Raw genomic sequence first — 26465 nt, 5'->3', positions numbered from 1 at the left:
ATCGCTTATTTATCTCTGTTCAATTTCTTTTTCTTGTATCAATACACACTATTTTCTGCTCGCAATCTGCATGTTATCACCGATAAATACTCATTTTAAAATGCATATCTGTTATGTATTAATCTTTTCGTCTTCGTTTATCTGAGTTTTTTATTCGATACTTACTAAATTATGGAAATCTTATGATCTACGTAAACATTCAAATTACGAATGAAGATGTTACCTATGAACAAAAGAAACAGTTGATCGAAGGAGCCACTCAATTATTGTATTGGTTGATATTTTGAATGAAAATCCGATAACGACTGTTGTTGTAATTGATGAAGTGGAGACGGATAATTGGGGGATCGGCAGTGTTCCAGTGACAAAATTAAGGAAAAATTTAAATAGTGAATAGCTTTACGTATTTTACGATAAATTAATCCGATCAATCGGGATCCATTCGCTATTCTATTAGTCTGTTGCCGTTTTTTGATGGGGAAAAACACAAGGTTAACACCAAGTGGGGCAATATCAAGGTGATCAGTATCAAGGGGGACAAGAGGAGGACACCCCATGAAGATCCCCGCAAAGCATCTTGTGGTCGAGCTTGAAGATATGAGTCTCGATATGATTTGTTATCACCATGCCTTGTCTGTTTTAGGAGACCGGAGGCAAGCGGGTTTATTGAAAAGCTATTTAGAAGCCACGCTGGAGGCTAATCCAGAGATTGCGGGGTATGGGGCTTTTTTACCGCGGGGCTTAAAAGTCTTTCTGCCTGAATTTGTATCATGCGAAAAGAACAGTATGGTCAAACGGCTATGGGATTAATGCGCACATATCACTTTATTGAGGTAAGGGGTAGGAATGCTATATTTCTATAAAATCAATAGATTATATAGAAGTTCGGGAATTTTGATTCCGGTGATTCTTTTAACTTATTTTCTGCCTATCCCGAACCTTTTTAGAGCTTATTCTCGATCATTTAGTTCTAAATTTATCTTTTATTTTCTCTTCTTTCAGATATTAAGAAAGATGGCTGTGAGAGAAGGAATTGTGTTAGAGGTCTGCTAAGGTTATTGTGTTTCAAAGGTTACTTTTTAACACCTTTTGAACTATATTACCACCTTATTGTAAGGTAGGAGTATAGTCATGGCTACAACTGTTAAACTGTCTGATGATCTCATTAATGAGGCTAAGCGTTACGCGTCTATTTATAGCCGCTCGGTTCCTAAGCAAATTGAATATTGGTCGCGTATGGGCAAAATAGCCGAAGAAAATCCAGATCCCTCCTTTCAATTTATTCAAGCAATCTTACTTGGACAACAAAAAAATGCAGATGGCGATGTAACAGCATTCGAATTTGGCTGAATCTATGCAAGTTTTACAAACCCATTCATTTAAAAAACTGTCAAAAAACTGCATGCCAACCAAAAACAAGATCTAGACCAAGCTGTTTGCGTCATTATGAAAACGCCCACCATTGGTCAAGCCAAAACAGGTGATCTTTCTGGTGTTTTTGTCTATAAATTTAAAATGGCTAAGCAATTGATGCTGCTTGCTTACAGCTATGAAGATCACACGATTACTTTGACCTTGTTAGCACTTGGCTCTCATGAAAATTTTTACCGAGATCTTAAAGCATAATATATTTTACAACTTGATAGAGGCACACAGCATTAATTTTACTAAAGTTCTCCTGTGCTAAAGGTATTAAACCAAAATTTATAGACATGATCAAGCTATATTGGGCACCTAATTGCGGCATAATATTTTTAGCTAAACCGATTGGAGGACTTTGCAGCAAAGGAGTACTGCACTCATCTGCTATTACATACCTCTAACTTGAGTTAAAAACAAAGCTCTTCCGTACACCCCAACAAATGGCTTTGTCATGATAGAATTTTACTAGATTAGAGGTAAGTCAGTAGCATCTGTTATAAATTTAACGCTTCGCACTTTCCTCGGTAAATTCAAGCCGCAAAATACTAAATACAACTAAGTCCTATAGCTCAATGCGCACATAATCATGCATGGTGTTTCTACGCTCAACAAGTTACACCTCAGTTCTCTTGCGCAAATACGAATAAGAAGGGTTTAATTTGCTAATTTTAGCTCAGTCTTAAGTACAACGTCTGGAAAGGCTACACGTGCCTGCTGCATCAACGTAATATTAATGCCATAGAAAAATCCCTTACTATCTGCTATAGCTTCATAAGGATTGCCTATAATGTAAAAAATGAAAAATAATATAAAATAAATTTACAAAAATGATTGACTAGGATAGTAGAGCACGATAACGATTCATGCAATGCGAGTCCGCAAGAGGAGATAAGGTATTGCATTTTAATTGAAGGTTTAGTTTTTAAGGAAAGTAAAAGCCTTATCCAACTAAGGCTCCGTGGGGAGGGGGCCATTACATGCAAGAACAAACATTTGTAAATTATAATAAAAATGCTTATGAATTAGGCGTGGAGCGTTTACGCTCTATGGAATTGGTCGAGACCCCTTCAATTCTTGAAGAAATGGCCGATGTTGCCCCTGATCTCGCAAAATTCATCATCTCTTTTGTGTATGGAGAAATTTATGAGCGACCTCACTTAACAAGCCGTATTCGGCAGCTTGCCACCGTTGCCATTTCTGCAACTCTCGGTAATGCAAAACGGCAACTCAAATTCCACCTTACCAGTGCTCTTAATATTGGGTGTAGTCCTGCTGAGCTGATTGAAGTAATAGGGGCTATACTGGTGGGTTGCGCTTATGGGGAATGCCACAAAATATTCGTGTTTGTTCACTCCAAGTTGATAAAGTTAATACGGATTTTCGTCGCAATTTTAAAGGATTCCCAGAGATACCTCCAGAGAATCTTGCCAAAATGCTTCACCCAGATGACATTGCTTCCGCGGTCAACTTTATTCTTTCCTCATCTAATACCGCACAAATTTCTTCTATACGTCTCGATGCTCCACTTTGGTATCAAGTATAAGGATCTATCCAATGAAAATCACGCCCAGAATAGCTCTTGTCTTAACTCTCGTAGGAACCTTTTTTTGGGGTTCCAATTTCCAAGCCACTAAGATAGCTTTAACGACTGTTTCTCCATGGACAGCTTCTTTTGAGCGGTTTCTCATTGCTGTAATCGCCATATTTTTAATTATGATTTTCAAAGAAGGCTTGCGGTGGCATGTTTTATCGCAAAATTTTATTTCTTATATTTTCCTAGGGATTATCGGTGTGGCAGGGTTTAATGGCGCTTTATTTGTTGGCTTGCAAACGTCAAATCCCATAACAGCCTCCCTCATCATGGCGACAACCCCTATTAGTGCTAATATTATTGAAGCTATCATGAATAAATCTTTCCCAACCTGTGAGAGGGTTATAGGGATGCTCATTAGCATGTTCGGGGTCTATTTAGTCATAACAAATGGGAGATTTTTGTCTAACCATGTTTCCTTTGCCAAAGGAGATATTATGATTCTTTTAGGTTCCATTGGTTGGGCGTTCTATACCGTGGGCACGCGGTCATTTGTCAAGAACGCAACCCCGCTTGAAACAACAAGCTGGACGATGCTCTCTGGCACCATCGCCCTTGGCGTCCTAACCTTTTTATTCGAATCCCCTCTTCAAGAAACGATGTCTATGTCCGGCGCTAGTTTATTCGCACTCCTTTGGATAGGGCTTGCAGGATCAGTTTTAGCCTACCTATTTTGGAATATTGGAATAGCGATCCGAGGTCCGGGTAAGACGGCGATATTTTTCAATTTTGTACCTATTTCAGCCTTATTGGTGCAAATCCTGTTCGGCTTCATCCCTCAAATCATGCAAATCATAGGCGTTTTTGTTACGATTTTTGGAGTTCTAATCGGACAAGGCTATATATTCAGCTTACTAGGATCTAGAAAAGCCGTTCCCAATGCGCATAAAGAGTAATATACTTTTTAAGATGAATGGAAATTGGCGTGTTATTTTTCGCTTTATCGGAACAGATGTGGAGCTTGTTGATTATCAAGATTACCATTGATGAAAGGAATGAAAACAAATGACGCATAACCCCGCCCATTCTAGTGAAGTTCTAAAAGTAGCTTTTTTAGAAGAAATGGGGATAACAATACAAAAATTAGCGTATTGTCTTCATATAACAAAATACGTATTTATTGTCAAATAATATTTATCTTTTTTTGATATTTTTTTGTATTTTTTAAATACGTTGTGTATTGATAATATCTTATGATTATGAATTTCTTCTTTTATATTTATATGCGTTTAAAGCTATATTATGGGCTTTATGAAACGATTGCGTTATGTTTTGATCGTATACATCTATAATATTTAAAAAGGCTCTCATAATGCGTATTTTTATCTTTATAACCTATCAGTTTTTTTACTAAATGAATTTAAATTTTTTTTTGAATTTTGTTTATAATACATTTAAAATTTAATAGCCTCTTATAGGTGCTCTCTTTATAATCAATGCGCTCATTTACAGTTTAGTTATTTGAAGCTGCTGTTTTTACGCATTTTCTATAGCTGTTATATGCTTTATAGCCATGGCATCATTTTTCATTTTCATAAGAGAAACGATAAGTAGGATAATTGTAATTTATAGACTGTTATGAAAACATCTAAAGAGAGATTGATAATTATAGAGATCAGTAAAATTCCTTTTAATAGGCTTTTGTCAGTGATGTCAGTTTTGTCAGTTCTTTTTAGACCCTAGAGTATTTTTTTTAATGAGATAAAAAAATAAAAGTTATTATATTTCAATATGTTAATTTTTATCAAATTTAAAAATAACAACCTATAGTGATATTATAAAGATATAAACACAACTTATGATATATTTTGAAGGTATTTTGAGGGTGTTAGGAACCTTCAAAACTATAAGAAAAATGAATATACATAACTCTCTTTAAACAAAGCTTTTGAAAAGGATAAACTATCATTTGAGATTATGGTATAATCTCTTAAAGACAATCCAAAAGAAGCGTATTCACTTTAAGATGGGATTTCTTATAAGTCTTAAACCAAATTAAGAGTGTTTAAAAATGCAAATAATTTTTTTTAGAATAACGCATATAAACACTCCTTTTAAGATTGTATGTAATCAACTTAATAAAAGAGGTACAGATTATATAGCTATATCCTATACCCCTTATAATTAGCATACCCATTATGTGAGCATGCCTTAATAAGTAATAAGCTTATTCAGTTTCTCTAATTTCTAATTTTGGTAAGCTCTTAACGATTTTCATTGTCTCTAAACTTACAGTAATAATCCTTTGAAACAACTCCAATGGATAAGCAGGATTTCCAACGGTTTCAACAGCATAGCGATTGGCATCATTCACAATACCGCTCTTTTTATCAGTCTTAACGCATTGACGCCCCATAACCCATTCAAGAGCGGACTTGCCATTCACGATATACTCATAAGCTTCCTTAGGTATATCAGTCATTGTGATATTGCTGTTGTAAATAACCGTCGATTTATCCTTTTCCTTATTATTCTTAATTTTTGCGAATTTCATTTCTGTAACGTAATAAAATTCCTTAGGATTAGAGATATCTGTTTGTTTCGGATTGCCTTTTTTAAATGAGACTGGATAAGGTTTCACATCTTCATAATTCACGTGCAAATGACCGAGTTCACGCCCTGCTGTAACAAATTTCCAAAAGTCATCAGCACTCTTTACACAAGGGATACGAGGCAATTCTTTAGAGAGGTTATCAGCATAGCGAACACGATAATCTTCCGAATGTAAAAGACCATAAACATAGTAGAATAGATCATCTTTTGTTATATTCTCATTCGGATAAGCCGCTTTAAAATAAGCTAGCCCTTCATCCGTAATGGCATCACGCTTTTGTAAACCATTATTTTTGCTTTCTTCTGTAGCATTTGCGAACAAATGGGATTGTTTCTCACTTTTATTTTTTGAAACCGTAGTGTCTTCATAAATATAGCGTGGAAAGCATTGACCATTCTCTATCACCTGAAGATCAGACACAGTCTTAATCATAAGTAGGGAAAAGTCTTTTTTTGCTCCTGTACCTGTAAGTTGTATCACTCTATTTTCAACCGCTTCTCCTATCGGAAATATGCGCGGCATTTGATAAACCATTTCATTGAAGGTACGATTATAATAGAGCCATTGTTGTGTAAAAGGACGATATAGGTTTTGAATAAGGCATTTATCTTCAAATTCAAAAAACTTTCCTTTTTCCAAATCTTGTTTAAGAGCACGGCTCCAACTGATTTTACTTTCATCAGAATTTACAAAATTGTTTATAGTATTTTTACGTATCCTGCGATCAACATGTCTATAAGCATCTTTAAAACGTTTTACTTCACTATTATAGAAAGTAATCATATTACTCATGTTTTTTTCTAAAACTTCATGGCTTGAATTATATGCCCAAGCATCACGATTGGTTACAACTCCAAGAGAAAAAATTTCAAAGAGCTTTCTATGATTGTTCTTGTCACCTAAAGTTAAGAATGTCTCGAAACTATCATCACGTTGACCAAGCCAATCACCATGTCTGTCTGGTGTGATTATTTGCCAACCTTGTTCATTCCGTGTAATACCATCAATGCTACCAAAATCCTTAATTGTCTTAAGCTTTTTTTCTCTTGTGCAATAATCTTCCAAAGCATGGAAATATATCTTACCACGCTGTTGAGATTTTGGATTTTTGACGAGAATGGAAATAGCAATAGGCGCCCGAGAACCTTCACCAAAAATTCCATCACCTTCTTTTTTACGTTGTTCTCCAGACGTTCGTGCATTCCCCCGTAAATGGAAAATATAAAGGCTGCTAAATTCTTCAACGAGGCACTTGCGTAAACCATCCATGGATTTAGTATCTACAAAACCCGCATTTGTGACAAAACCAATAATACCACGGTTTTGTATACGGTCACTAGCCCAGCGGATAGCGCGGATATAACTGTCATAAAGTGCTTGTACACAAGTTGCTTTTGATTGAGCAGCATAAGTTTCTCCAATACGGTCATTCAATATGGGATAGGGAGTGTTCTTTGCATTATCATTTTCACTTTTTTGCCCTGTTGAATAAGGAGGGTTCCCAAAGATAACTTCGATATTTAGATTTTTTTGATGTTCTAAATATTCACTATTTTCTTTCATAGTACCTTCCATCAGATCTTTTTGCTCAAAAAGATAAAACGTATCAGTTAAACCAATATGCTTGAATGGGATATAATTCCCTTTCATAAGACCATGATAGGTTGCTTCGATATTAATGGCTGCTATGTAATAAGCGAGCAAGACAATCTCATTAGCATGGATATCATAACGATATTTATATTCCATATCCTCTGGTTTGATCAGTTTAGATTGTAAAAGCCGTGTGATAAAGGTACCAGTACCTGTAAAAGGGTCGAGAATAGAGACACCCCGTGATCCTAAGCTTTTCCCAAATTCATTGCGTAAGATATCATCAACAGAGTGAATGATAAAATCAACAACCTCAATGGGGGTATAAACAATTCCTAACTTTTCTACCGTACGCGGAAAAGCATAACGGAAAAATTCATTATAAAGCTCTACAATTAAGCTTTGTTGTGCTTCAAGAGTGGTAATTCCACGCGTGTAAAATTGTATACTTCTAGAAATATTGTTGAGATCTTGAGATTCTTCTTTAAGAGCAAACTTATCAAGGGCATTGAGTACACGTTGTAAGGCGCAAGATACGGGATTTTTTTGAACAAACTGATGCCCCTCAAATAAAGCATTAAAGACTGGACGCGTCACAAGATGTTGCGCAAGCATTTCAATCGCATTTTGTTCGGAGATATTTGTGTTTAAATTGCTACGCAATTCGGTCATAAAATCATCAAACACCTGCCGTGTTTCAGTTTCTGATTTTGTTAAAACCTCAGTTAAGCGTGTGATATGAGTTTGAGCAAGATCAGCAACATTTATTGCCCATTTTTTCCAATAGCTAGGGTCGTAAAATCTATTGACAATAGCAGCTTTAATGACATCTTTACATTTAGAAAAAAGGGGGAGTTCTCCTTGTTCTCCACTTGTATGAGAGGGTTCATAAGTTGCTAACCCAATATTAAGTCCTAAATACTCTAATTTTGAGCGTGTAGGTAAATCATCAATAACCGTGGTCGTATCTTCTAACGCAAGTTCTTGAGAAGCAGCGACGATTTCGAGAGCATAGCTTACGTCTTGTTTTTTGTGCATATGATGAATTATTTTATTAAAGTTATCATCATGGGCACGTAAAGCATTAAGAACTTGCCAGATAACATTATACTTTTTGTTGTTTTCTAAGGCTATTTCCGGCGGAATGCCAGCGGGTATCCCAATGGGTAGAATGATATAGCCTCTTTTTTTACCCTCTGCTCGACGCATGACGCGTCCTATCGCTTGAATAATCTCAATTTGACTTTTGCGCGGGTGTAAAAATAGAACAGCATCAAGAGCAGGAACATCAACACCTTCAGACAAACAACGTACATTGGTCAGAACACGGCAAGTATTTTCCCCCACATCTTCCTTTAACCAGTCAAGTTGTTTTGTACGTTCTTTAGCACTAAAGCTTCCATCAATATGGGCAAAGGTACAGTTAAGAGGAGGAGCATCTTTATAGTTTTTATGAAGAGCGCGCAAAGATTCTTGCACTTTTTCTTTTTTGAATCTTTTGCATATGCGTTTAGAGGTATCAATATCTTTGCAAAATGCTAAAGCTCTACGCATAGGCTTGGGGTCATCTTCAAGGTCAAGTTTCAGATCCATTTTGGTAAGGGCTCTATAACAGCCATTAATCTTGGTCCTATCGTCAAGAATAAGTTCATAATTCTCATCGGTAATCAGATGTTGAATGGATTCACTCACTTCTTCTTCGTTGACAACTAATATGATAACTTTACAAGGTGATAACAGTTTATCCTCTAAAGCACGTGAAAAGCTGTAAGCATAAAGTTGTTTGCCATAGAGTTTTTCATTATCCATGGACACCAAAACGTTATTGGAGAAGACAGCATTCCTTTTTAGCTTGTCACTAAAGATCCTTGGGGTTGCTGTCATGTAGAGGCGTTTTTTGCCGCCAATGATGCTGTTATCGTGAACTTTGATAAATTCAGATTCATGCTTGTCTGTTCCCAATACAACCCCCGTTGTTCTATGGGCTTCATCACAAATGATCAGATCAAATTCGGGTAAATCATATTCTTTTTGCGCATCGGAAATCACTTGAATAGAATGGTACGTCGAAAAGATGACGGTCATCACATCAAGAGAGGCTTTATTGGCTTTACGCGCAAGTTCTTTCGCATCCGTTGTAGCCGGTAAAACAAGATCAGAGGCATCCAACCCCGCTTCATCATCATGTTTGCCTTTACGACGCTTGCCTACTTGTGTATCCGAACACACCGCAAAGGAACGCAAGGGGATTTCTGTATCAATGGTCCATTCACGGATTGTTTGTGACATCAAAGCAAGAGAAGGCACTAAAAACAACACACGCTTGCCTTTTCCGGCGAGAGTTTCTGCTATCTTAAGGCTTGTGAACGTTTTCCCTGTACCACATGCCATAATCAGTTTGCCACGGTCTGCTTCTTTTAAACCTTCACAGACTTTCTCAAGTGCTTCCTTTTGATGATCTAAAAGCTTTTTTTTCGGTTGCTCTTTAAGGGCAGCTTGTCCTCTTTCTTTATAAGCCCCCCAATCAATTTGACTGTTTTCTAAATCAAACAAATTAATCTGTTGAATGCGAACTTCTTGACCATCACACGTGTTGTTCGCATTATCACTCCAATTGCTTTCAGTGCTATCAACAAGAATACGACGCGTAAAAATCTTTTTTCCAGAAGCTGCTATAAAGCTATTAATATCTTCTTTTTTAATGATGTGAGAAGCATCATAACATTTACATTGAATAGCCGCATAGCCGCCGTCATCACGGATTGTAGCGACCAAATCAATACCGATATCACGCCTATCTTCATCATGTTCCCCAGCCCATTCCGAATAAGTCTGAACCTTTTCGTATTCTTGCTTTTGTAAAGGGTCTTCAGACAGATAATCCTTCACAAGATTTTCAAACAGCGTTCCTAATTCACGGGGGGATTTTGCTTGTTGACGATAATATTCCAACAGAGAGCGTAGCGTGACGTGTTCATGATCAGACTTAACAGATTGCAGCATATTACAATAAAAATCCCTTGCCTTATAAGATGATCAATAATCATCAAAAGAATCAAAACGAATTCAATTAAATATACTTAAAACAAATATCGATAATAAAGTGAGAAAAAAGTGCTAAAAAAGCCGATAATTTTTTCAAAAGAGGTTTTTAAAGGTTGTTTATCAACAACCTATGAACCATGGTCAGATCAGCAAAATAGTGAAATTTGCTATTCGTTTGATGTGTGAATCAGACAATACACTATGGGCTTTTAAAACATCATAATGATTATTTTGATAGGTTTTATACAAATTTTACAGAGAGATTTTGAAGGTTTCTCAAATCCTCAAAATACCTTCAAAATATATTATGAGTTGTATCTATAGCTTTATAATATCACTATAGGTTGTTATTTTTAAACTTGGTAAAAATTAACCATTTGAAATATAATAATTTTTATTTTTTTGATTTCAAAAATATATAAGGGGGCATAAAAAGAACCTTCAAAATCTTCAAAATCCTCGAAATTAAGAGATAAAAAGACTTTGAAGATTCATGACACAAATAAAGGTTATAAAGTTTAGTGTTTTATAAGATTTTCAGATTACCTATTGTGATATCTTACCACTTTTCACTAAAGGATTCCATTCATAGCGTATGGTAGGTCGACCGCCTTTAGAGCTATGATCACTTGCTATTTGACGAATATAGTTACAACGACATAAAAGCTCTAAAGCTTGCTTGACGGCTCCATTGTCCTTTAAACATTTCCAGTCACGTTTATAAACATCACGTAAAGTAAAACCATCGGGTAAATAATCACAGCGTTCGACAATTAATTTTGCACGCTCTGCTGTTAATGTATCCCCCGCCGCATAAAGACGTTTTGCGTGACTTATCAGATATTTTTCCCAATACAAAGCTCTCTCAAGAGCATTTCTATTGATTTCAAAACGCCTCCCTTCACACAGTTCAAAAATCAACGCAAGGGTTGGGATAGTTTTATCCATTTTCAAAAGATATGATTGTAAATTTGTAGAGAAATTTTCCCCTTTGATTGTTCTTTGAAAATTTTCCCACCATTCACGAAAGATCTCTTGAGCTTCAGCAGAAAAGCGTATGGTTATGGGGTGTTTTGGTGATCCTAATGGTTTATCATAAAGGGAACAAAAAACACCTTCATACTTTTGCCAGCCCTCTTGATTGGGTGGTCTATCAACCAATTGCCAATCTTTTGTCTCATCGGGCCACACCAACATTTGAAACCGTTGCAATAAACCGTCATCATTTATTCCATGGTGCATGGCTTGAATAATGGGAATAATTCGTGAAGGTTGAATGCCTCCAATCATTGATAAAGTTACATGGGGGATAAAAATGGTTCCACGCTCTATACGGTCATAGGTAAATTGATCATCTCCATTAAAAGCTGTTAAATAGAAAGAACGGTCTGTTTGATATTCCTTTCTCTCCAAATTGGCTAAAAAACCAGATAATTCATCACGGACCATTAAGAGACCACGGGGGGTTCTTTTAACAATTCCCCAAGCTTTTCAACCGTCACATCATTGACGATAAAGCGAGAGACATCATCATCATGCGCATTGTCTTTAGAGAGTGTCTCAAACAACAGAGCACGGGCTGTTTCACACTCACCTTTTTTAAGCGCTTTATTGGCTTGTCTTTCTTTTTCTCTTTTGCCTAAACTTTCTAATCTCTCTTCAATTTCTTGCCTTTCTTTCTGCTTTAACCACTCTTTATACCATTCCTTTTGGGGCTTGCATCATAAAGACCTCAAAGCCTTGGCTATAAGCACGCGCAGCGAGGTTAAAACCTGCTTTACGACCCGCATCATCGCCATCCATTGCAATTGTCAGACGTCCTTTATCGGGGGTAAATTCACACGCATCATGCCACTGGTGGAAAGAGACGCCCATAAATTCACGGGCTCTGATAATAAACCAGACAGCAGAGCTAGACCCGTTTCAATGCCTTCACAAATAACCAGATGCTTTGGATTGGCTTGACTTAAGTGCACAGCACCGCCCATGACAGACCCCAACATGGCTTTTGCTGGTTTCTGATCTGTTTTGCAGCCATTGGCTTGTAAAAAGGTCCTATGAATAGCAAAAGAGCCAGCCCCCTTAACAAGCGCTACCAACGCGGGCAGTGTCATTCCTAATGGATGCGGACAGTTGTCGTGAAAGCGTAAATCGTGAAAGCGTAAATAAGGAAATAAGTCATAACAAATACCCCGCATACGTAAATAGGTTTCTGCTAAGGTATTTTTAATCGGTTGACTTTGTTGCCAAATTGCTTTTGCTCTTTCTGCTTTCTGTTTTGCTCGTTTGAAATCAGCACAAAACTGTTTTGAGAAAGAAAGCGTATGATCATAAGTTTTATCCAAAAAGGCTTGTTTCCCCAGCAAGCCAATTCTTCTGAGTGCTTGTATGATCTCTCTAAAAGAGCAACCAGCATAACAGTAGAGTAAAAGACGCCCATCATGTCCATTGGAAAGAGATAAGCTAGGCCATTGATCATCATGGGCTGGACAACGGGCACTTCCATAATCCCCATACCAAACCCCATGCAAGGCACGTGTAATGCCCTGCGCATTCCGTAAAAGAAAACATATTTTTTGATCCTATAATGATTGCATCATAGGACGGACTCTGCTATTCATAAATCTCGTGTGAAAATGAAAAGCCTTGTCCATCCTTATGTGACAAGGTTTTTTTTATGCCGCATCACTTTGATGTTGCTGTTTTGCTTGCTCGATTACATTCAAAAGATCCGATTGTAACCAACGGGAAAAAAACCAAATTTTAAAGGTTTTGGTAAAGAGCTATTGGTCACATGACGGCGGAATGTTGAGACACTCATATGAAGCAATTTTGCACTTTCACGGTCTGTTAAAAGAACATCATTTTCTATCATAGTAAAATCCTTTCAAATATTAAAAAATGAGAACAAATTATGCCCATTTATTAAGCACATTTTGGTTCATTTTTGAAGGTATTTTATTCATAGAAAACAATATTTTATTATACATTTTCTCATGTGATAATTTATGAGTTTAATTGAGAAAGAATGAGAGAACAGAGAGAGAAAGTTATCCACAGATAATGGGGTATTGCACCCCATATCTTAAGATTGCCCTGTAACATAAGCCGCCCATTTATCCATATAGACACGGCGCTGTTCTAAATAATCAGTACGACGATAGGCACGCTCTACTTGCCCTCCGACCGTATGACTTAGAATAGTTTCAGCAACCTCATAGGGGGCATCGGTTGTTTCAGCAAGCCAATCGCGTAAACTAGAGCGAAATCCATGGGGACGTGCTTCAATTCCAATCTGTTGCATATAGTGTGACATGCAATTCTCACCAAGAGGACCCCGACCGGTTGCAGAAAAAAAGAAATCATTGCGAGAAAGCAAACGCGCTTGTTTCAAAATGTCTAATGCTTCTGATGATAAAGGCACACGAAATTCTTTTGTTGTATCAAGCTTTCCTTTCATATTCTCAGCAGGGATAGTCCATATATCATCTTCAATTTGATCTTTATGAATATGACGTAAAGGAAAAGTACGAACGCCTGTCAAAATAAGCAAACGCAAAGCCAGTTGTGTTAGGGTTGTTTTTTGGCAAAGTGTTTTATAAAAAGAAGGAACATCTTTCCAATCCATGGCAGGTAAATTTTGCGTTTTATGACGTTGTTTACCTAAGAGCGCGCGTGCTTTTTCTGTTGCTTGTAAATCAACATTCAATCCTAATGCAGCCGCATATTTGAGACAAAGATTAAGACGATTCAGTGCTTTTCTTGCTGTTACAGCTTTTGTATGCCAGATAGGGGCAAGCGTATTGCGTATTTCTGTTTGTGTAATTTCTGAAACGGGCAGGCAACCTAATTTAGGGAGAATGTAAAGCCGCAAAGGTGCAAACCAATTTCCAGCCTTGCCGTCACCTTTTAATTCAGCTTTACGACTTTCAAAAGCATCTAGTGCAATATCTTTTAAATAATGGAGATTGCTTATTGCTTCACGCTTTTGTTTATCGCGTTCTTTAATGGGGTCACGACCCTCATGTAAAACAGAACGCCATTGGTTTGCCAATTCACGTGCTTGTTTTAAAGAGACATGTCTTAAGGCACCCAATCCCATTTCACGACGCCGACCGTGAATGGTGTAACGATAAAGCCATTGAGCACCCCCATCTTTACGCTTATGAAGAAGCAAGTCAGCACCATCATTATATTTGCCAGCCCCCAATGTTGCGACAGATCTTGTATTAAGACGGTTCATAAGAGGCATTTTTAGTCCTTTCTTGTATAAATTTTACCCATACACCAGCCCCGCTTGTGATGTGCAAATGAGTGATTTTGATTGATGCAACATAAACAGATTTGAAATGAGAGAATCTTACGTTATTCGAGAGTCTAATTCAATATGAATAACGCTAAATTATCATTATAAATCAATGTGTTGCCTTGTGCATGCGCCGCTTAATTGCGTTTTTGATTTAATAAAAACAGCGTTGAAGGCAGAGTTTGATGGTTCTCTAAAAGAGCTAGAGAAACGCTTAGAATCCTTGAGAGAAGATGTTGAAGATTTGAAAGAGTGTTCATTGGATGAAGTACTCTAGAGGGTGTAAGGAGGAAAGCATATGAAGATACCAGATCATAGTCATGAATATTTGATACCGGTAGCGACGAAAGAGGAAATTAGAGAAGGCACTTCGCAAGATAGTGTCGTTGTCCCGAAATTGTTAGGGACAGCCTCTTTGTATTCTTATGAAACCTTTGCGCCGTTAGAACAGGTTGTTAATGCAAGGCAAGAAGCAGAAAAAGCCATGGCACGCGCAAATAGTGCGCAACAGGTTGCAGAAGAATCAAAGCGGGTATCGGAACAAGCGCTTACAGAAGTGACAAAAACGGTTGAGAAGGTTGGTACAGCGCTTATGACCTCTACTGAGGCAAAAGAAGCGGTTACAACAGCAACGACAGCGGCGAATATAGCGAAACAGACAGCTGATGATGCCAAGGGCTTAGCCGAAGAAGCGAAGAATGCATCAGATGCGGTGAAGCAAATAGCAGAAACCTTAAAGACGTCTGTTGATAGAGCCTCTGGGGAAATCAGTGGTACGAAAGGTTCATTGGCAACAGCATTGGAAAGTTTTTCAGAGGTCAAGCAGGCAAGTGATAGTGCAGTGAATGTCTCGACAGAAGCCAAGAGGTTGGCCGATGAATCGAAGTCGATTGCTGAACGCGCAGAACAAACAGCGAGAGAAGCTTCACAAACAGCTACAGAGACAACGCAAGTAGCCGCGACAGCGGTAGCGACGTGTAATGAAGTCAAGACTGTAGCGACCCAAGCCAGTCTTAAGGCAGATGGAGCCAAACAGACAGCCGATGATGCTAAGGATATAGCGGAAGAGGTCAAAGGGTTATCGGAGCGGGCGACATTTTCAGTCACAGAACTCACAAAAACAGTCTCCCAAGTAGAAAAGTCAGTAGAGACAGCTTTAAGCGATGCAAGAGCGGCCAAGGAGGCAGCAGAGGGATCAAAAACTCTTTCAGGAGAAGCGAAAAAGATAGCCGGCGAAGCGACGTCGAAAGCGGAAGAGGCTCAACAAGAGGCATCAGAAGCCTCTCGAATAGCCAATGAAGCGAAGTTAGCAGCAGAGCAAGCCTTACAAGCCGATAGACAAGCGGTTCGTGAAGGGAGTGAAGCGTCTAAAAGTTTAGCAGAAGAAGTTCAGAAGAAAGTTGAGGAAGTAGAGAGTGTTTGTGAAAAAGCCAAACAGCTCGCAACAGAAGCTAAAAATACCTCCACAAATGCGCTTACATCAGTCAATGATGTAAAGGGGATTGTTGAAGAAGTTAAGGTTTTAGCAGAAAAAGCGACGACAGCCTCTACAGAGGTGCAAAAGACAGCAGAGCAAGCCTTAAGAGAAGCCAATACAGCGAAAACAACGGCGGATACGGCGTCTAATACAGCCAATGATGCCAAGGTGATTGCGGAGGAAGCTAAACAAACGCTAGGAGAAGTCAAAGGAATTGCAGACACGGCATTATCGACAGCGACGACAGCCAAGCAGAAAGGAGATGAGGTAAGCCAGCAAACTTCAGAAGCGTTGACGAAGTCTGGAGAAGCCAAGATACTAGCGGAAGAGGCAAAGGCTAAAGCGGAAAGCGTAGAGAGTGTTGCGAATGAAGCAAAAGAGACGAGTGATGAGGCAAATCAAACAGCAACCTCTGCGAAGAGCCTCTCAGAAGAAGCTAAAGAGGAGGCAAGTAAAGCCAAAGTAGCAGCTTTAGAAGCAAAAAGCGCGGCGGATAATGCAAATACGAAAGCTGATCAGGCTCAACAGGGTGTAGAGGAAGCAACAAAAATAGCCAATGAGGCGAAAGCAGCGGCAGAAGCAGCAACGCGTTCAGGAGAGACATCAGGTCAAGAGAGTGTAGAAGCGGTTAAGAGTTTAGCAGAGGAGGCAAAGAAGGTTGCCGATGGTGCACAAAAGAAGGCATCACAGGTAGAGACAGTAGCGGAGGAAGCGGAAAAATTAGCTAAAGAAGCCAAGCAGACAGCAGGTTATGCGAAACATGATGCAGAGCAAGCCCGTAGTGAGGTGGAAAAGGCAAAAAACATAGCGTATGGAGCTTCCAACAAAGCAAGTGACGCAAAGGAAGCAGCAGATAGCGCGAAGGTAAAATCCAGCTTGGCAGAGAGAGCTGCCGAAGAAGCTAAGAAAATAGCGAATAAAGCTGATGACCGAGCGTATGAAGCGAAGAATGAAATAGAAAAAGCTAAGGAAATAGCAGAGAGTGCAAAATATATAGCATCAGAAGCAAAGAAGGCAGCAGAAGAAGCTGGTAAAAAAGCTGTGTCTTTGGAGAAAGAAGCAGACGAGGCACAAAAAATATCGAAGGAAGCCAAAGATCAAGCTTCTTATGCGAAACATGATGCGGGACAGGCGCGGTCAATAGCAGAAAATGCAGAGCAAATAGCCTCGTCTACACGGAGTAGGGTTATAGATATCAATCAGGTTGTTGATAATTTTAAAGCTCCCGTAAGTTTAGCGCGGATGTATTCAGAAGAAGCTAAGAAAAAAGCTGAGGCAGCAGATTCACAAGCTTATCAAGCCAAGAGTGAAGCCACTAAAGCTAAAGAAACAGCCGATAAAGCGAAAAGGACAGCAGAAGAAGCCAAAACAACAGCCGAAACAGTCGTCACTACAGTAGCCGCACAAGCAAAAAGTTTCGCAGAAAAGGTAACCACTCTTCTGCAACAGTCTAATTTAACGGTTTTATCAATTCCCACCCCATTTCTTGTTGCGACGGACAAAGCGCAATTAACCGTGAAAAAAGGCACCTATCTCACTTTGCCACGAACCCATGATATTTTGGTTATAAATTATACGACAGATGAGAGAATAGACGTGTCGTCTCTTTCGGCGGGCAAGGATTATTATCTTTATTTGGTACCGGAGGGAGATTCTCATAAAATTGTTGTCTCAGACAACTCTAGCTATCCAAGGGATTACATCTTTAGTAAGTACCGCAAGATAGGAAGGCTTCATACGCTTTGTGCGGATGTTGGTACGATTTATGATCATCCTTTATCGGGTTATAAAGCAGGGGATATTTTACCGAATTCTGTATGGTGTCTTAATCACCGCCCTTATAGTTCACCAGAGGGAATGGTCTATGACCCTTCTCAAGATCTTTTGGTTGATATTTATCTTCAATCAGGTACGGGTAAAAATACAAAATCGGCGTATAATGTTCCAATCACAACGGGTCGTATCTATACAGAGCATACAACAGATATGATGCGTGTAAAGAAATCTTTATTAAGCGATAAGGAGTTTATCACGGCACTGTATGGCAGTAATGAGAAAACAAGTATAGCAGGCAATAAAGCCCCTAGTCCTAAAAATTCAGGAGGACATAGGGATACGGAAAATCGTCGTATGATTTCTCATATAGGGTGTGAGGATGGTTGCGGTTATGTTTGGCAATATTTGTCAGAGACTTTTCCCATGCAAGCAGCTTCAGGTGGGGCAAGTTTGAAAACTACCATGAATGTGTTGGTAGGTGGAGGAAGTTGGCAACAAGGTTCGTATAATGGTCCTTCTTATCGCAATGGTCAGTATACACGTGGTTTCAAGGATGACAAAATAGGCGCGCGCGGTTGTAGCCGCCTGCGTCATTTTGTTTAGGAGTGAGAGATGATAGATTATCCAGAGCATTTAAATACGAAGCAAGATTATCTTAATATGCTTGAATTTGATAAGGCTGAAACGGTAAGACGGCTAGAGATGCTTTTAGCAACGCGTTTTTATTGGGTCTTTATCAAAGAGCTTAGTGAAGGAGAAGAGGGGCTAGAAGATGATACACACAGGGTTTGTGTAACAACCGAAATTCCGTCTGATTCAACCGATGATTTTGTAGAAAAGCGTTGTCAGTATGAATTACAGGAAAGCGAATATGCGCCGCTTTTTCAACTTGGCTTTGGTGTTGAAGAAGTAGAACAGTTGATCAAAGAGAACAAAGACTGAAGTCATAATAATCGTACATTATGTTTATCCAGCTCCACGTTTGTGGGGCTTTTTTTATGGAGGATTTAGATGAGAAAGATCTCAAAAGAAGGGTTAGAGCTTATTAAACAGTGGGAAGGTTTACGTTTAGAAGCTTATAGAGATGTCGCATGTATCTGGACCATTGGTTATGGTCACACCAGCAATGTCGGTCAACCGTTTGTCAAAAAAGGCATGTGTATTACGCAAGAGCAAGCGGAAGAAATCCTTTGTGAAGACTTAAAGAAATTTGAGAAGACGGTAGAGGAATCGGTAACGGTTTCGTTAACGGATTGCCAATTCGCGGCATTGGTATCGTTTTGTTATAACGTAGGAACAAAAGCTTTTTGCAAGTCAACATTGTTGAAGAAGCTTAATCAGGGGGATTATGAAGCCGTTCCCTTCGAGTTACAGAAATGGAATAAAGTGGGCGGCAAGCCTCTACAGGGTTTGGCTAATCGTCGCGCTGCAGAAGCTGGTTTTTGGGCCAAGGGGTCTTATGTTGCTTCGAACTATCAAAGGGTAGAAACGAAGGAGGCAACGGGTCTTTTAAAGATAGAAGCACTTGCACCGATTATAGGGTCTTGTTCAGGGTTTGGAGGCTTTTTGGTAGGCAATGGACCCGTCCAATGGGCATTAGCAGGGATTATGGTTTTAGCTGCGTGTACAGGACTGGTGATTGTTGCCAAGCGGTTTAAGGAACAGCGCTTGTGATTTTTTGGTTCAAAAGAAATCTGTCTCTTTTGTTAGCGGCTTTAGCCGTTTTTTTAATGGCTTTAGCCAAAGCGTTTCACCTTGGCAAGAAATCAGAACGGCAAAAGCAAACGGAGCATGCTTTAAAGACAGCAAGAACCCGTTTTGAGGTAGAAAATAAAGTTAATCAAAAAACTGATGCTGGTGTGCGTTCTGCTTTGTCTCGCTGGGTGCGCGGCAAATAGGTCTGTTTCTTGTGTTGGTTGGTTGCCAATTTATTTAGACCATAAAGATGTTGAGGTCATTAGTTCTAATCTAGCAAGAGATATCTTGAAACATAATCAACAGGGAGCACGCTTATGTGGTTGGCAAAATGAGTGAAAAAAAAGGAATCAGGAACGAGGTCTCTCAGAAACAGAACAACGGCTGCTTCAGGAGATGATAGAAACCTATCAAGGCTTAAAGATGATGTCACGTATCATCAAGTGGTTAGCCTTCATTGTTTTTATGTTTGTAATCGATTTTTCTCGTTTTATGGACGCGTTAGGGAATAGCTTCTCACACTTTAAAAAATGGATAACCAAGAGTTAGAGAAAACCTATGTTTGATATACCACATAGAATTAGATTTTTAAAAACTCATAATGGAGATGCAAGCTTAGAACAAGATTGCCTCTTAACATCAACAATGAATCGTCAATGGCAAAAAATTTTTAATAATCTTCTCATAGCTAGCTATCATTGTCGTAAAAAAAATAAAGTAAAGAATCCAGATATTAGTTTTCAGAAGGATGTGATTGATGTTTTTGATAATGATGCGATTGAACAACGTATTGCGTTGATTAGTTATTATTTGTCTAATTTCTTTAAAGAAGATTTTGATGATTGCTATATTGCAAGATGCTATAGTTCTGGTAGTTTTGACGATTTTTATTTCGTAGCAAAAGTAAACGGTTTTAGTTTTCCACTTCATTTAGGAAACAAAAAATACCGTAAGGTTTTTCATTCTAAAATTATCCAAACCTCTCCTCGAAAAGAAGTTTTGATTCGCAATAATTGAGCGCATATTGCAAAATTCTATTCCCGAACCCTTATTTACTTATCCCGAACCTTAAAAAAGCACCTATAAAGTCAATAAGTTACAGCACGATAAAAGCGCTGTGGCGGAGGGGGTGGGATTCGAACCCACGGTACAGTCTCCTGCACGCCGGTTTTCAAGACCGGTGCCTTAAACCGCTCGGCCACCCCTCCAAATTAGATACGCTTTTTGACAAACTTCTTACAAAAGGTCAATCATTTTAATACGCCTTCTAAGGCTTTTTTATAAAATTGTTTAAATTTTAATTAAAATAATTCTTCATAAGTCAATTCCTTGAGTATATTCTCCAATATTCTCGTTTTTTAAGTCTCACTGGGTAGACTATTGAAAACATCGATAAACCTTATTTAAGAAAGCTATATTTGTAGGATAAGCTAGGAACATATTTCACTGAGCTAGGGTATTGTTAGAATATCAAAGACCAACGCCTTAAGATGAGGATTCAGAAAGCAGAAAGGTAAGTATTCACGCAAAAGTAATAACTTATGTCGATATTACTATAAAGATGAATGGGGAAGATTGGTGTGAGAATTTTCAAAGATGAAAACCTTCCAATTTGTTATCCTAGCGCTGTCATTTCAGAAAGAAATGTCAAGAAGTCCTTAAATAGCCATTTTTGTAAAAAAATATAAGATCACATCTGGATATGTGTCTTACGCTTGCTAGTAACGGTCAACGTTTCTCATATCCATGTGTTTTCGCAGCTTGTGAGGAAAGAAGCCATCCAACATTTAATGCTATTTATCCATAGAGATGATAACTACAATCGAAAAAAATATAAAAATATCTATTTAAATTATAATCAAAACATTAATAATAATTATAAGTATAACGTTGATATAATGTAATTTTAGTAGTAATTTTATTGTGTTTTTGATACAGTACTTACGGTATATTTATCGGAAAGAGATAAAAAAGATTGGTAATGTCTAATTATTATTTTGAAAATAAAAAAACAGAACATAAAATAATTTAATATGTTGTTTCGTAATATCAAAGTTATTCAAGGATAGGGAAATGAAGCAGATTATAAAATTATTAAGCGGGATAACTCTATTTGTTATGGCTGGATGTCTCCCAGAACAGCCTTCTCGAACAGCTGTAGATACATGGGAAAAATCTGGTGCAGATCAGCTGGAAATTAAAAAAGCTTTATTGGAATGCGGAATCCAAAATCTTGATGGTCGTCTTGATACTGAAAAAAGTACCGATGAGAGGTTCAATGCCGAGGAAACTGTGAATGCATGCATGATACAAGCAGGTTTTAAGGATAAATTGGGAAGGGTGAAATGGTGTGAGAAATATGAAAATCTTCCAATTTGTCAGCCTGATGCTGTTATTCCTCAGCGAAGTGTAGAGAGGCGCTTGAATAGTCCTCATTGTGAAGAGCACAAAGAACAACCTGAATGTCAGCCTTAAGTATTGTGGCTACTGTAATCAAAAAAAATCTTACATTTTTGTATTTGTATGGGGGGTGGGGTTGTTTTTTTAATATTTGTATGGTAGCGGAAGTCATCTTGCATATGAGAAAATATTAGCAGGCCTATCAGTCTTACTATCGTAGGTATTGAAGGGGGGGGAAATGAAAAAAATATTGAAATTATTGAGTGCTGTAATTTTATTCAGCTCTGCTGGATGTATCAGTAAACCTCCCCCATCGACTTTAGCATTATGGGAAAAGCCCGGTGCTAATAAGTCTGTTGTCCAACAAGCACTATCAAAATGTGGCTGGAAACCAGTCTACGCTTCTTCTGAAAATATGGATTCACGTGTAAGTGAGTTTGCAGCAATTTATGAGTGTATGACTAAAGCAGGTTATCGTTACAAATTGCAAGATTCGAAGGGAATCTATTTTTCACCAGCGCCGCGAAGTGATTCATTTTTAGCCAATTTAATGATAGCAGGGTATCAGCAGGTTATGGATAATGATACTTTTGGTGTAACCAATTCGACAAAACAAGAGCGAGATTTGATGTTACGTTTGGAGAATGATAAAAAACGCCAAAAAATAAAAAAAGCTTTGAAAAAGTAAAACACTCATCTTTAAAGAAATAATTGAATGAAAACACTATGGAGGAGAGAGAGAAATAGAGCTCTTTTATCCTCTAATGTAGCTATATTCATTAGCTGTCATGTGTGCAATAGTTTTATTATCAGATGATGATAGTGGGGAGTATGTAGAAATCTATTCAGTATAAAAAATGGCAAAGAATAGCTTTACTAAAATAGCTGTTTTTAATGATAATAAGCGGATTACTTTCATAGAACTAGTTTTGATGAAATTTTATTTTGTTACTTTTCAATTTTAGGGTAGTGAATATTTCACTATATTTTATTTTATATTTGAATATTTAAAGTATTACGCAAGAAGTTTTGGTGTCAATAGCTTTTCATTTTATGATCTTTTTTCAGATGATATCTCCTAATGTATTTCATTAATTCATTCAAACCATTGATGATGATGGGATATTTAAGGAAAGTTTTGTTTATTCAATTTTTGCTAGAGAGCTGATAAGTTTGGTGTAGATATTATATGCACCGGCTTATATCTCAGTGCGCGTTTCCTTGGGGAGGGGCGAGGAAATGATATGGTTATAGATTTTACTGTATCTCATTGTATGATATTTTTATTAACATATTTTGATTATTTAAAGCTTAAAAGTTATTTTCATTTTGTTGTAATTTCGTTTTGGAAAATGAGATAAGTTGAATATTATATCTCTTCAACATTCATATTTTTTCGCATTGTAAAAGATTAATTTTCTGGCGCTTTATGTGATACTCTTAGTATTGGGGATAAATCTTAAAGAGACCGTTATCTTCAATGATATTTTTAAATTTTTTGTTCTTTCTTTACATAAAATACAAAACATACTATTAAATGTTGTAATTTATCATAAAACAATAAAATAGCCTTTCTCATTTTGTTCTTATTGTATTTAATTCGCAGTTTATTGTTTTGCCAGCATTTTTTGTTGAAAAAAGAAAGTTTTAAAAAGCAATGATAATCAAGGTATCTAATAATCGCTTGTATTTGTATGTTTTTACGGCAGCTATTTTTTCTTTTTTGTTAAACATAAACGTTGCGGCACAGTCGCGCCCATTTGTATCACTATCGTGTGATGGAAACAAATTACCTTATGAATGCAGTGATGGTGAAAAACATACAATTAGTGATAAAATATATAAGTTCACAGCACCTGTTAAACTAAAGGATGGAGAGGGGAATTTTTTCACTTTGCCGGTTGCTATAGGAGTACAGGAGCCCAATACAGTTATTCAGGCAATGCGTATACAGATTGAAGGGACTGCAGGCGTAGAAGATATTTATGGTGCTGTTGTATCACGAGGGGGAAAAATTGTCTTGAGTGATTCAGCTTTTAAAAATCTTTCAATAGGTCTTAAAGCTGATAGCGGAGTAATTGAGATTGATCGTGGAGTAATTGAGGCTTCTCAGGCTGCTGCTTATGCAGAGAAGCTAGGAGGATCTATTAAGCTAACAAGTACAAAAATTAAAGTGGAAGGCCAGGGTATTGGTCAAAAGAGTGCTCTTTTTGTTAGTGCTGATGCGGGTATTCAAATGAAGGGGGGATCCATTGATGTGAATAATGCGGCTGCGCTTTATGTGGGGAGAGGGGGAAATGCAACTTTAGATGGTGTTACCATTACTTCAAAACGTCAAACAACAAAAGAGAGAGAAAATGAAGAAATTGCACCTCCAGTTTTCAATGTAAAACAGCAGGGCTCTGTGTATTTAAAAAATACGAATATTGTCTCTACGGATGTTCATGTTTTAACAGTTGGACAAGACTTTAACACACAATCTGATGTTGGCAGAGAAGAAATTTTTTTAATTTCACGGGTTAATATTGAAGATTCAAAGATTAAGGCAGGAGGTAACAAACATGGTATGCATTTTGAGATGGGGGAGAAAAGCAATGCGCGCGAACAAGGGCTTGTCTTTTTGAAAAGAACGGCTTTTGAGGTTCCAGATGGAACGGCTATACATAGTCAGAACAGTCGCAGTTATATTGCGGTAACGGAAGGCACAACAATTTCTGGTGATTTATTATTAACAGCTGAAAAAGGAGGGACTATAGCGATTCTGGCCGATTCTTCTTCATTGATAGGAGGGACTCGTGTTGTCGATGATTCTGTTGCTGAGCTTTATTTGACAGGAGGATCAAAATGGTTTTTGACAAGAAAAAGAGGGAGAGATTTGCACCTTACAAATCGTACAAGTTCATTTATTTCATTTGTAAAACTTTCTGATGGTTTTATTGCTTTTGAAACGCCAATGTTTCAGGAGTATCAGACGCTTTATATTGGGAAGGGAGAGAAAGAAGTTTATAGTGCACAAGATAGGGCAGATATTTATCTCAATACCTATCTCAGGAGTGATGGTTTGCTCGATAATAAAAAGACTGACCGCCTTTTGATTCATGGTGATGTCTCTGGAAAAACAACGGTTTATGTGCAATTTATTGTAGAAAATCAGGGAGAGGTAGAAACGGGTGAAAATGCTCATAGTATTTCACTGATTCAGGTTTCTGGAAAAGCAGCAGAGGATTCTTTTCAGTTAGATCGTGCTTATATTGCATTACAGGGGTTACCTTACCAATATTATCTTCATGCCTATGGTCCAGCTTCTTCTCTTGGGAATACACAAACTTCTCACAGATTGGTTGAAGGGGAGGGAGACTTTTGGGATTTCCGCCTTGAAAGTAAATATATTCAGCCTGTTTTAGGAATGTCGGTTAGTCCTCATTCTGATTTAAAGATTAGGGATGTTGTTCCACAAGTTCCGACTTATCTTCTGTTGCCAAATGCTTTTTTTCATGTGGGGATTATGGATATCAGTCATCAACAAAAGCGGTTGCAAACTACGCGGTCTATTTCTCGTAAGCCCTTAAAAGCTGAAAGAGATTTTGCTTTATCTGTTTATGGTTACGGTGGAAGTTATCATTATGTCTCAGATTTGTCTCTCCTTGAATATGGGTACGACGGGAATGTTGATTATAGCGCTATCGAAACAGACATTTTACTTAAAACAATAGAGGGAGCATATAATACCACATCTTTAGGGATTATGGGAACCTATGGAAAGCTTTCCTTACAACCTTGTGGTGTGGAACAAAGTCAAAAGAGTCCGTTTAATAAAGGGTCATTTACCGTATACGGTAGTGTGAAATACAACACTGGTTTTTATGCGGATGGTCTTTTATCTTATGGTTTTTTTAAAGGGGATGTGCTTACTCATGCTTGGGGCAAGACGGCGACATTAAAAGCAAAACCTCTGAATGTTTCGTTGTCTGCTGGTAAAATGTTTATAACAGGTCGTGAAGGTCTTATTTTTGATCCGCAGATTCAGTTTATTTATCAACATCTTCAATTTGATAAGTTTCGTGATATTGATGGATTTGATGTTGAAATACAAAAAAGCTCTCAATGGTTGATGCGTATTGGAGGGTATTTAAGTAAAACATTTACGGCAGATAAAAAAGATCGTATCATTTCTTTTAATGGCAATATTCATCTTGCACATCGTTTTGGTGAAAAACAATTTGCTCATCTAAAAGATGTTTTCCAGTTAGGTTCTTTTGGTTCTTCTTTAGAAACAGGTTTGGGTATTAAAGCGCAATTTTCTTCTAAAGTTACGCTTCATAGTGATCTTAGCTATCAGCATAAGTTAACTAAGGCAGGTTTTTCTGGTGTTCGTCTTTCTGGTGGATTGCGTTATCACTTTTAAGAAATCTTTTTAAAAATAATATATGTGATTTTTAAAATCTTATTCTCTTGTTGAGAATTAAAAATATTGTTGATGTGGCATTTTAGTTCTTCTTTTGATAATGACACCATGTGTTTTAATAAATAGCAAAGGATCACGTTGTTTTAAACTTTTTATCTGGTTGATAGGGAGCGCAAATGCTTCAAAATTGCCAATAAAACT

General features: G+C 37.7%; 16 protein-coding genes, 1 tRNA gene and 7 pseudogenes. 18 read left to right on the top strand and 6 right to left on the bottom strand.

Annotation, left to right across the window (positions count from 1 at the left end; all coding sequences use genetic code 11):
* Positions 1-271: 271 nt before the first annotated feature.
* The 9 genes and pseudogenes from AC6ER8_RS05260 to AC6ER8_RS05220 all read left to right on the top strand — a co-directional run.
* Complete coding sequence (locus AC6ER8_RS05260; protein WP_497077700.1) at positions 272-397, top strand: tautomerase family protein; 126 nt, start codon at positions 272-274, stop codon at positions 395-397.
* A gap of 158 nt (positions 398-555) precedes the next feature.
* Positions 556-810: a tail protein X gene (locus AC6ER8_RS05255; RefSeq protein WP_497077699.1), complete on the top strand. Its 255-nt coding sequence runs from the start codon at positions 556-558 to the stop codon at positions 808-810.
* A gap of 321 nt (positions 811-1131) precedes the next feature.
* The gene (locus AC6ER8_RS05250) at positions 1132-1350 is read left to right on the top strand and encodes a TA system antitoxin ParD family protein (protein ID WP_497077698.1); all 219 of its coding nucleotides are present in this window, start codon (positions 1132-1134) and stop codon (positions 1348-1350) included.
* Positions 1351-1398: 48 nt separating this feature from the next.
* Entirely contained in the window at positions 1399-1626 is a 228-nt protein-coding gene (locus tag AC6ER8_RS05245; protein WP_497079615.1) for a type II toxin-antitoxin system RelE/ParE family toxin, read from the top strand.
* 773 nt (positions 1627-2399) lie between these two features.
* Positions 2400-2672 (top strand): annotated as a pseudogene (locus AC6ER8_RS05240) (carboxymuconolactone decarboxylase family protein); the annotation flags it as partial.
* Between the two features lie 74 nt (positions 2673-2746).
* Entirely contained in the window at positions 2747-2965 is a 219-nt protein-coding gene (locus AC6ER8_RS05235; protein ID WP_497079709.1) for a hypothetical protein, read from the top strand.
* An 11-nt stretch (positions 2966-2976) separates the two neighbouring features.
* On the top strand, positions 2977-3909 hold the full coding sequence (locus AC6ER8_RS05230; RefSeq protein ID WP_497077697.1) for a DMT family transporter: 933 nt from the start codon (positions 2977-2979) through the stop codon (positions 3907-3909).
* 13 nt (positions 3910-3922) lie between these two features.
* Positions 3923-4000: pseudogene (locus tag AC6ER8_RS05225) on the top strand (type II toxin-antitoxin system RelE/ParE family toxin); the annotation flags it as partial.
* Between the two features lie 18 nt (positions 4001-4018).
* Positions 4019-4123, top strand: a pseudogene (locus AC6ER8_RS05220) (helix-turn-helix domain-containing protein); the annotation flags it as partial.
* Positions 4124-5180: 1057 nt separating this feature from the next.
* On the opposite strand, the gene AC6ER8_RS05215 reads toward AC6ER8_RS05220, so the two are convergent.
* From AC6ER8_RS05215 to AC6ER8_RS05195, 5 genes and pseudogenes are all read right to left on the bottom strand, one after another.
* Complete coding sequence (locus AC6ER8_RS05215) at positions 5181-10163, bottom strand: DEAD/DEAH box helicase (RefSeq protein ID WP_497077696.1); 4983 nt, start codon at positions 10161-10163, stop codon at positions 5181-5183.
* 588 nt (positions 10164-10751) lie between these two features.
* Positions 10752-11917 (bottom strand): annotated as a pseudogene (locus AC6ER8_RS05210) (DUF3987 domain-containing protein); the annotation flags it as partial.
* Positions 11901-12778, bottom strand: a pseudogene (locus tag AC6ER8_RS05205) (DUF7146 domain-containing protein). The pseudogenes AC6ER8_RS05210 and AC6ER8_RS05205, both read right to left, overlap by 17 nt.
* Before the next feature lie 102 nt (positions 12779-12880).
* Positions 12881-13080: pseudogene (locus AC6ER8_RS05200) on the bottom strand (helix-turn-helix transcriptional regulator).
* Positions 13081-13290: 210 nt separating this feature from the next.
* On the bottom strand, positions 13291-14457 hold the full coding sequence (locus AC6ER8_RS05195) for a tyrosine-type recombinase/integrase (protein ID WP_497077695.1): 1167 nt from the start codon (positions 14455-14457) through the stop codon (positions 13291-13293).
* 352 nt (positions 14458-14809) lie between these two features.
* On the opposite strand from AC6ER8_RS05195, the gene AC6ER8_RS05190 reads away from it, so the two are divergent.
* From AC6ER8_RS05190 to AC6ER8_RS05165, 6 genes and pseudogenes are all read left to right on the top strand, one after another.
* Complete coding sequence (locus AC6ER8_RS05190) at positions 14810-18367, top strand: phage major tropism determinant (protein ID WP_497077694.1); 3558 nt, start codon at positions 14810-14812, stop codon at positions 18365-18367.
* Between the two features lie 9 nt (positions 18368-18376).
* Positions 18377-18706 carry a hypothetical protein gene (locus AC6ER8_RS05185; protein ID WP_497077693.1) on the top strand — a complete coding sequence of 110 codons (330 nt, stop codon included), beginning with the start codon at positions 18377-18379 and terminating at the stop codon, positions 18704-18706.
* Between the two features lie 69 nt (positions 18707-18775).
* Positions 18776-19438: a gene transfer agent endolysin BgtA gene (gene bgtA / locus AC6ER8_RS05180; protein ID WP_497077692.1), complete on the top strand. Its 663-nt coding sequence runs from the start codon at positions 18776-18778 to the stop codon at positions 19436-19438.
* The gene (locus AC6ER8_RS05175) at positions 19435-19662 is read left to right on the top strand and encodes a hypothetical protein (RefSeq protein ID WP_497077691.1); all 228 of its coding nucleotides are present in this window, start codon (positions 19435-19437) and stop codon (positions 19660-19662) included. The genes bgtA and AC6ER8_RS05175 overlap by 4 nt, the downstream gene beginning before the upstream one ends.
* 116 nt (positions 19663-19778) lie before the next feature.
* Positions 19779-20008: pseudogene (locus AC6ER8_RS05170) on the top strand (hypothetical protein).
* 9 nt (positions 20009-20017) lie between these two features.
* The gene (locus AC6ER8_RS05165; RefSeq protein ID WP_497077690.1) at positions 20018-20476 is read left to right on the top strand and encodes a hypothetical protein; all 459 of its coding nucleotides are present in this window, start codon (positions 20018-20020) and stop codon (positions 20474-20476) included.
* A gap of 101 nt (positions 20477-20577) precedes the next feature.
* Here the strand turns inward: AC6ER8_RS05165 and AC6ER8_RS05160 are convergent.
* Positions 20578-20667 (bottom strand) — tRNA-Ser (locus AC6ER8_RS05160).
* Positions 20668-21532: 865 nt separating this feature from the next.
* On the opposite strand from AC6ER8_RS05160, the gene AC6ER8_RS05155 reads away from it, so the two are divergent.
* The 3 genes from AC6ER8_RS05155 (at position 21533) to AC6ER8_RS05145 (ending at position 26264) form a co-directional block, all read left to right on the top strand.
* A complete protein-coding gene (locus tag AC6ER8_RS05155; protein ID WP_497077689.1) occupies positions 21533-21934 on the top strand; it encodes a hypothetical protein in 402 nt (133 codons plus the stop codon).
* Between the two features lie 163 nt (positions 21935-22097).
* On the top strand, positions 22098-22547 hold the full coding sequence (locus AC6ER8_RS05150; RefSeq protein WP_497077688.1) for a hypothetical protein: 450 nt from the start codon (positions 22098-22100) through the stop codon (positions 22545-22547).
* Positions 22548-23516: 969 nt separating this feature from the next.
* Positions 23517-26264 (top strand): autotransporter outer membrane beta-barrel domain-containing protein, encoded by a 2748-nt coding sequence (locus AC6ER8_RS05145; protein WP_497077687.1) that lies wholly within the window; start codon positions 23517-23519, stop codon positions 26262-26264.
* Positions 26265-26465: the final 201 nt, after the last annotated feature.

It is taken from the genome of Bartonella sp. SL320, from assembly GCF_059687635.1.
Note: the sequence above shows the minus strand (reverse complement) of the source record. Positions and strands in the feature narration are given on the sequence as shown.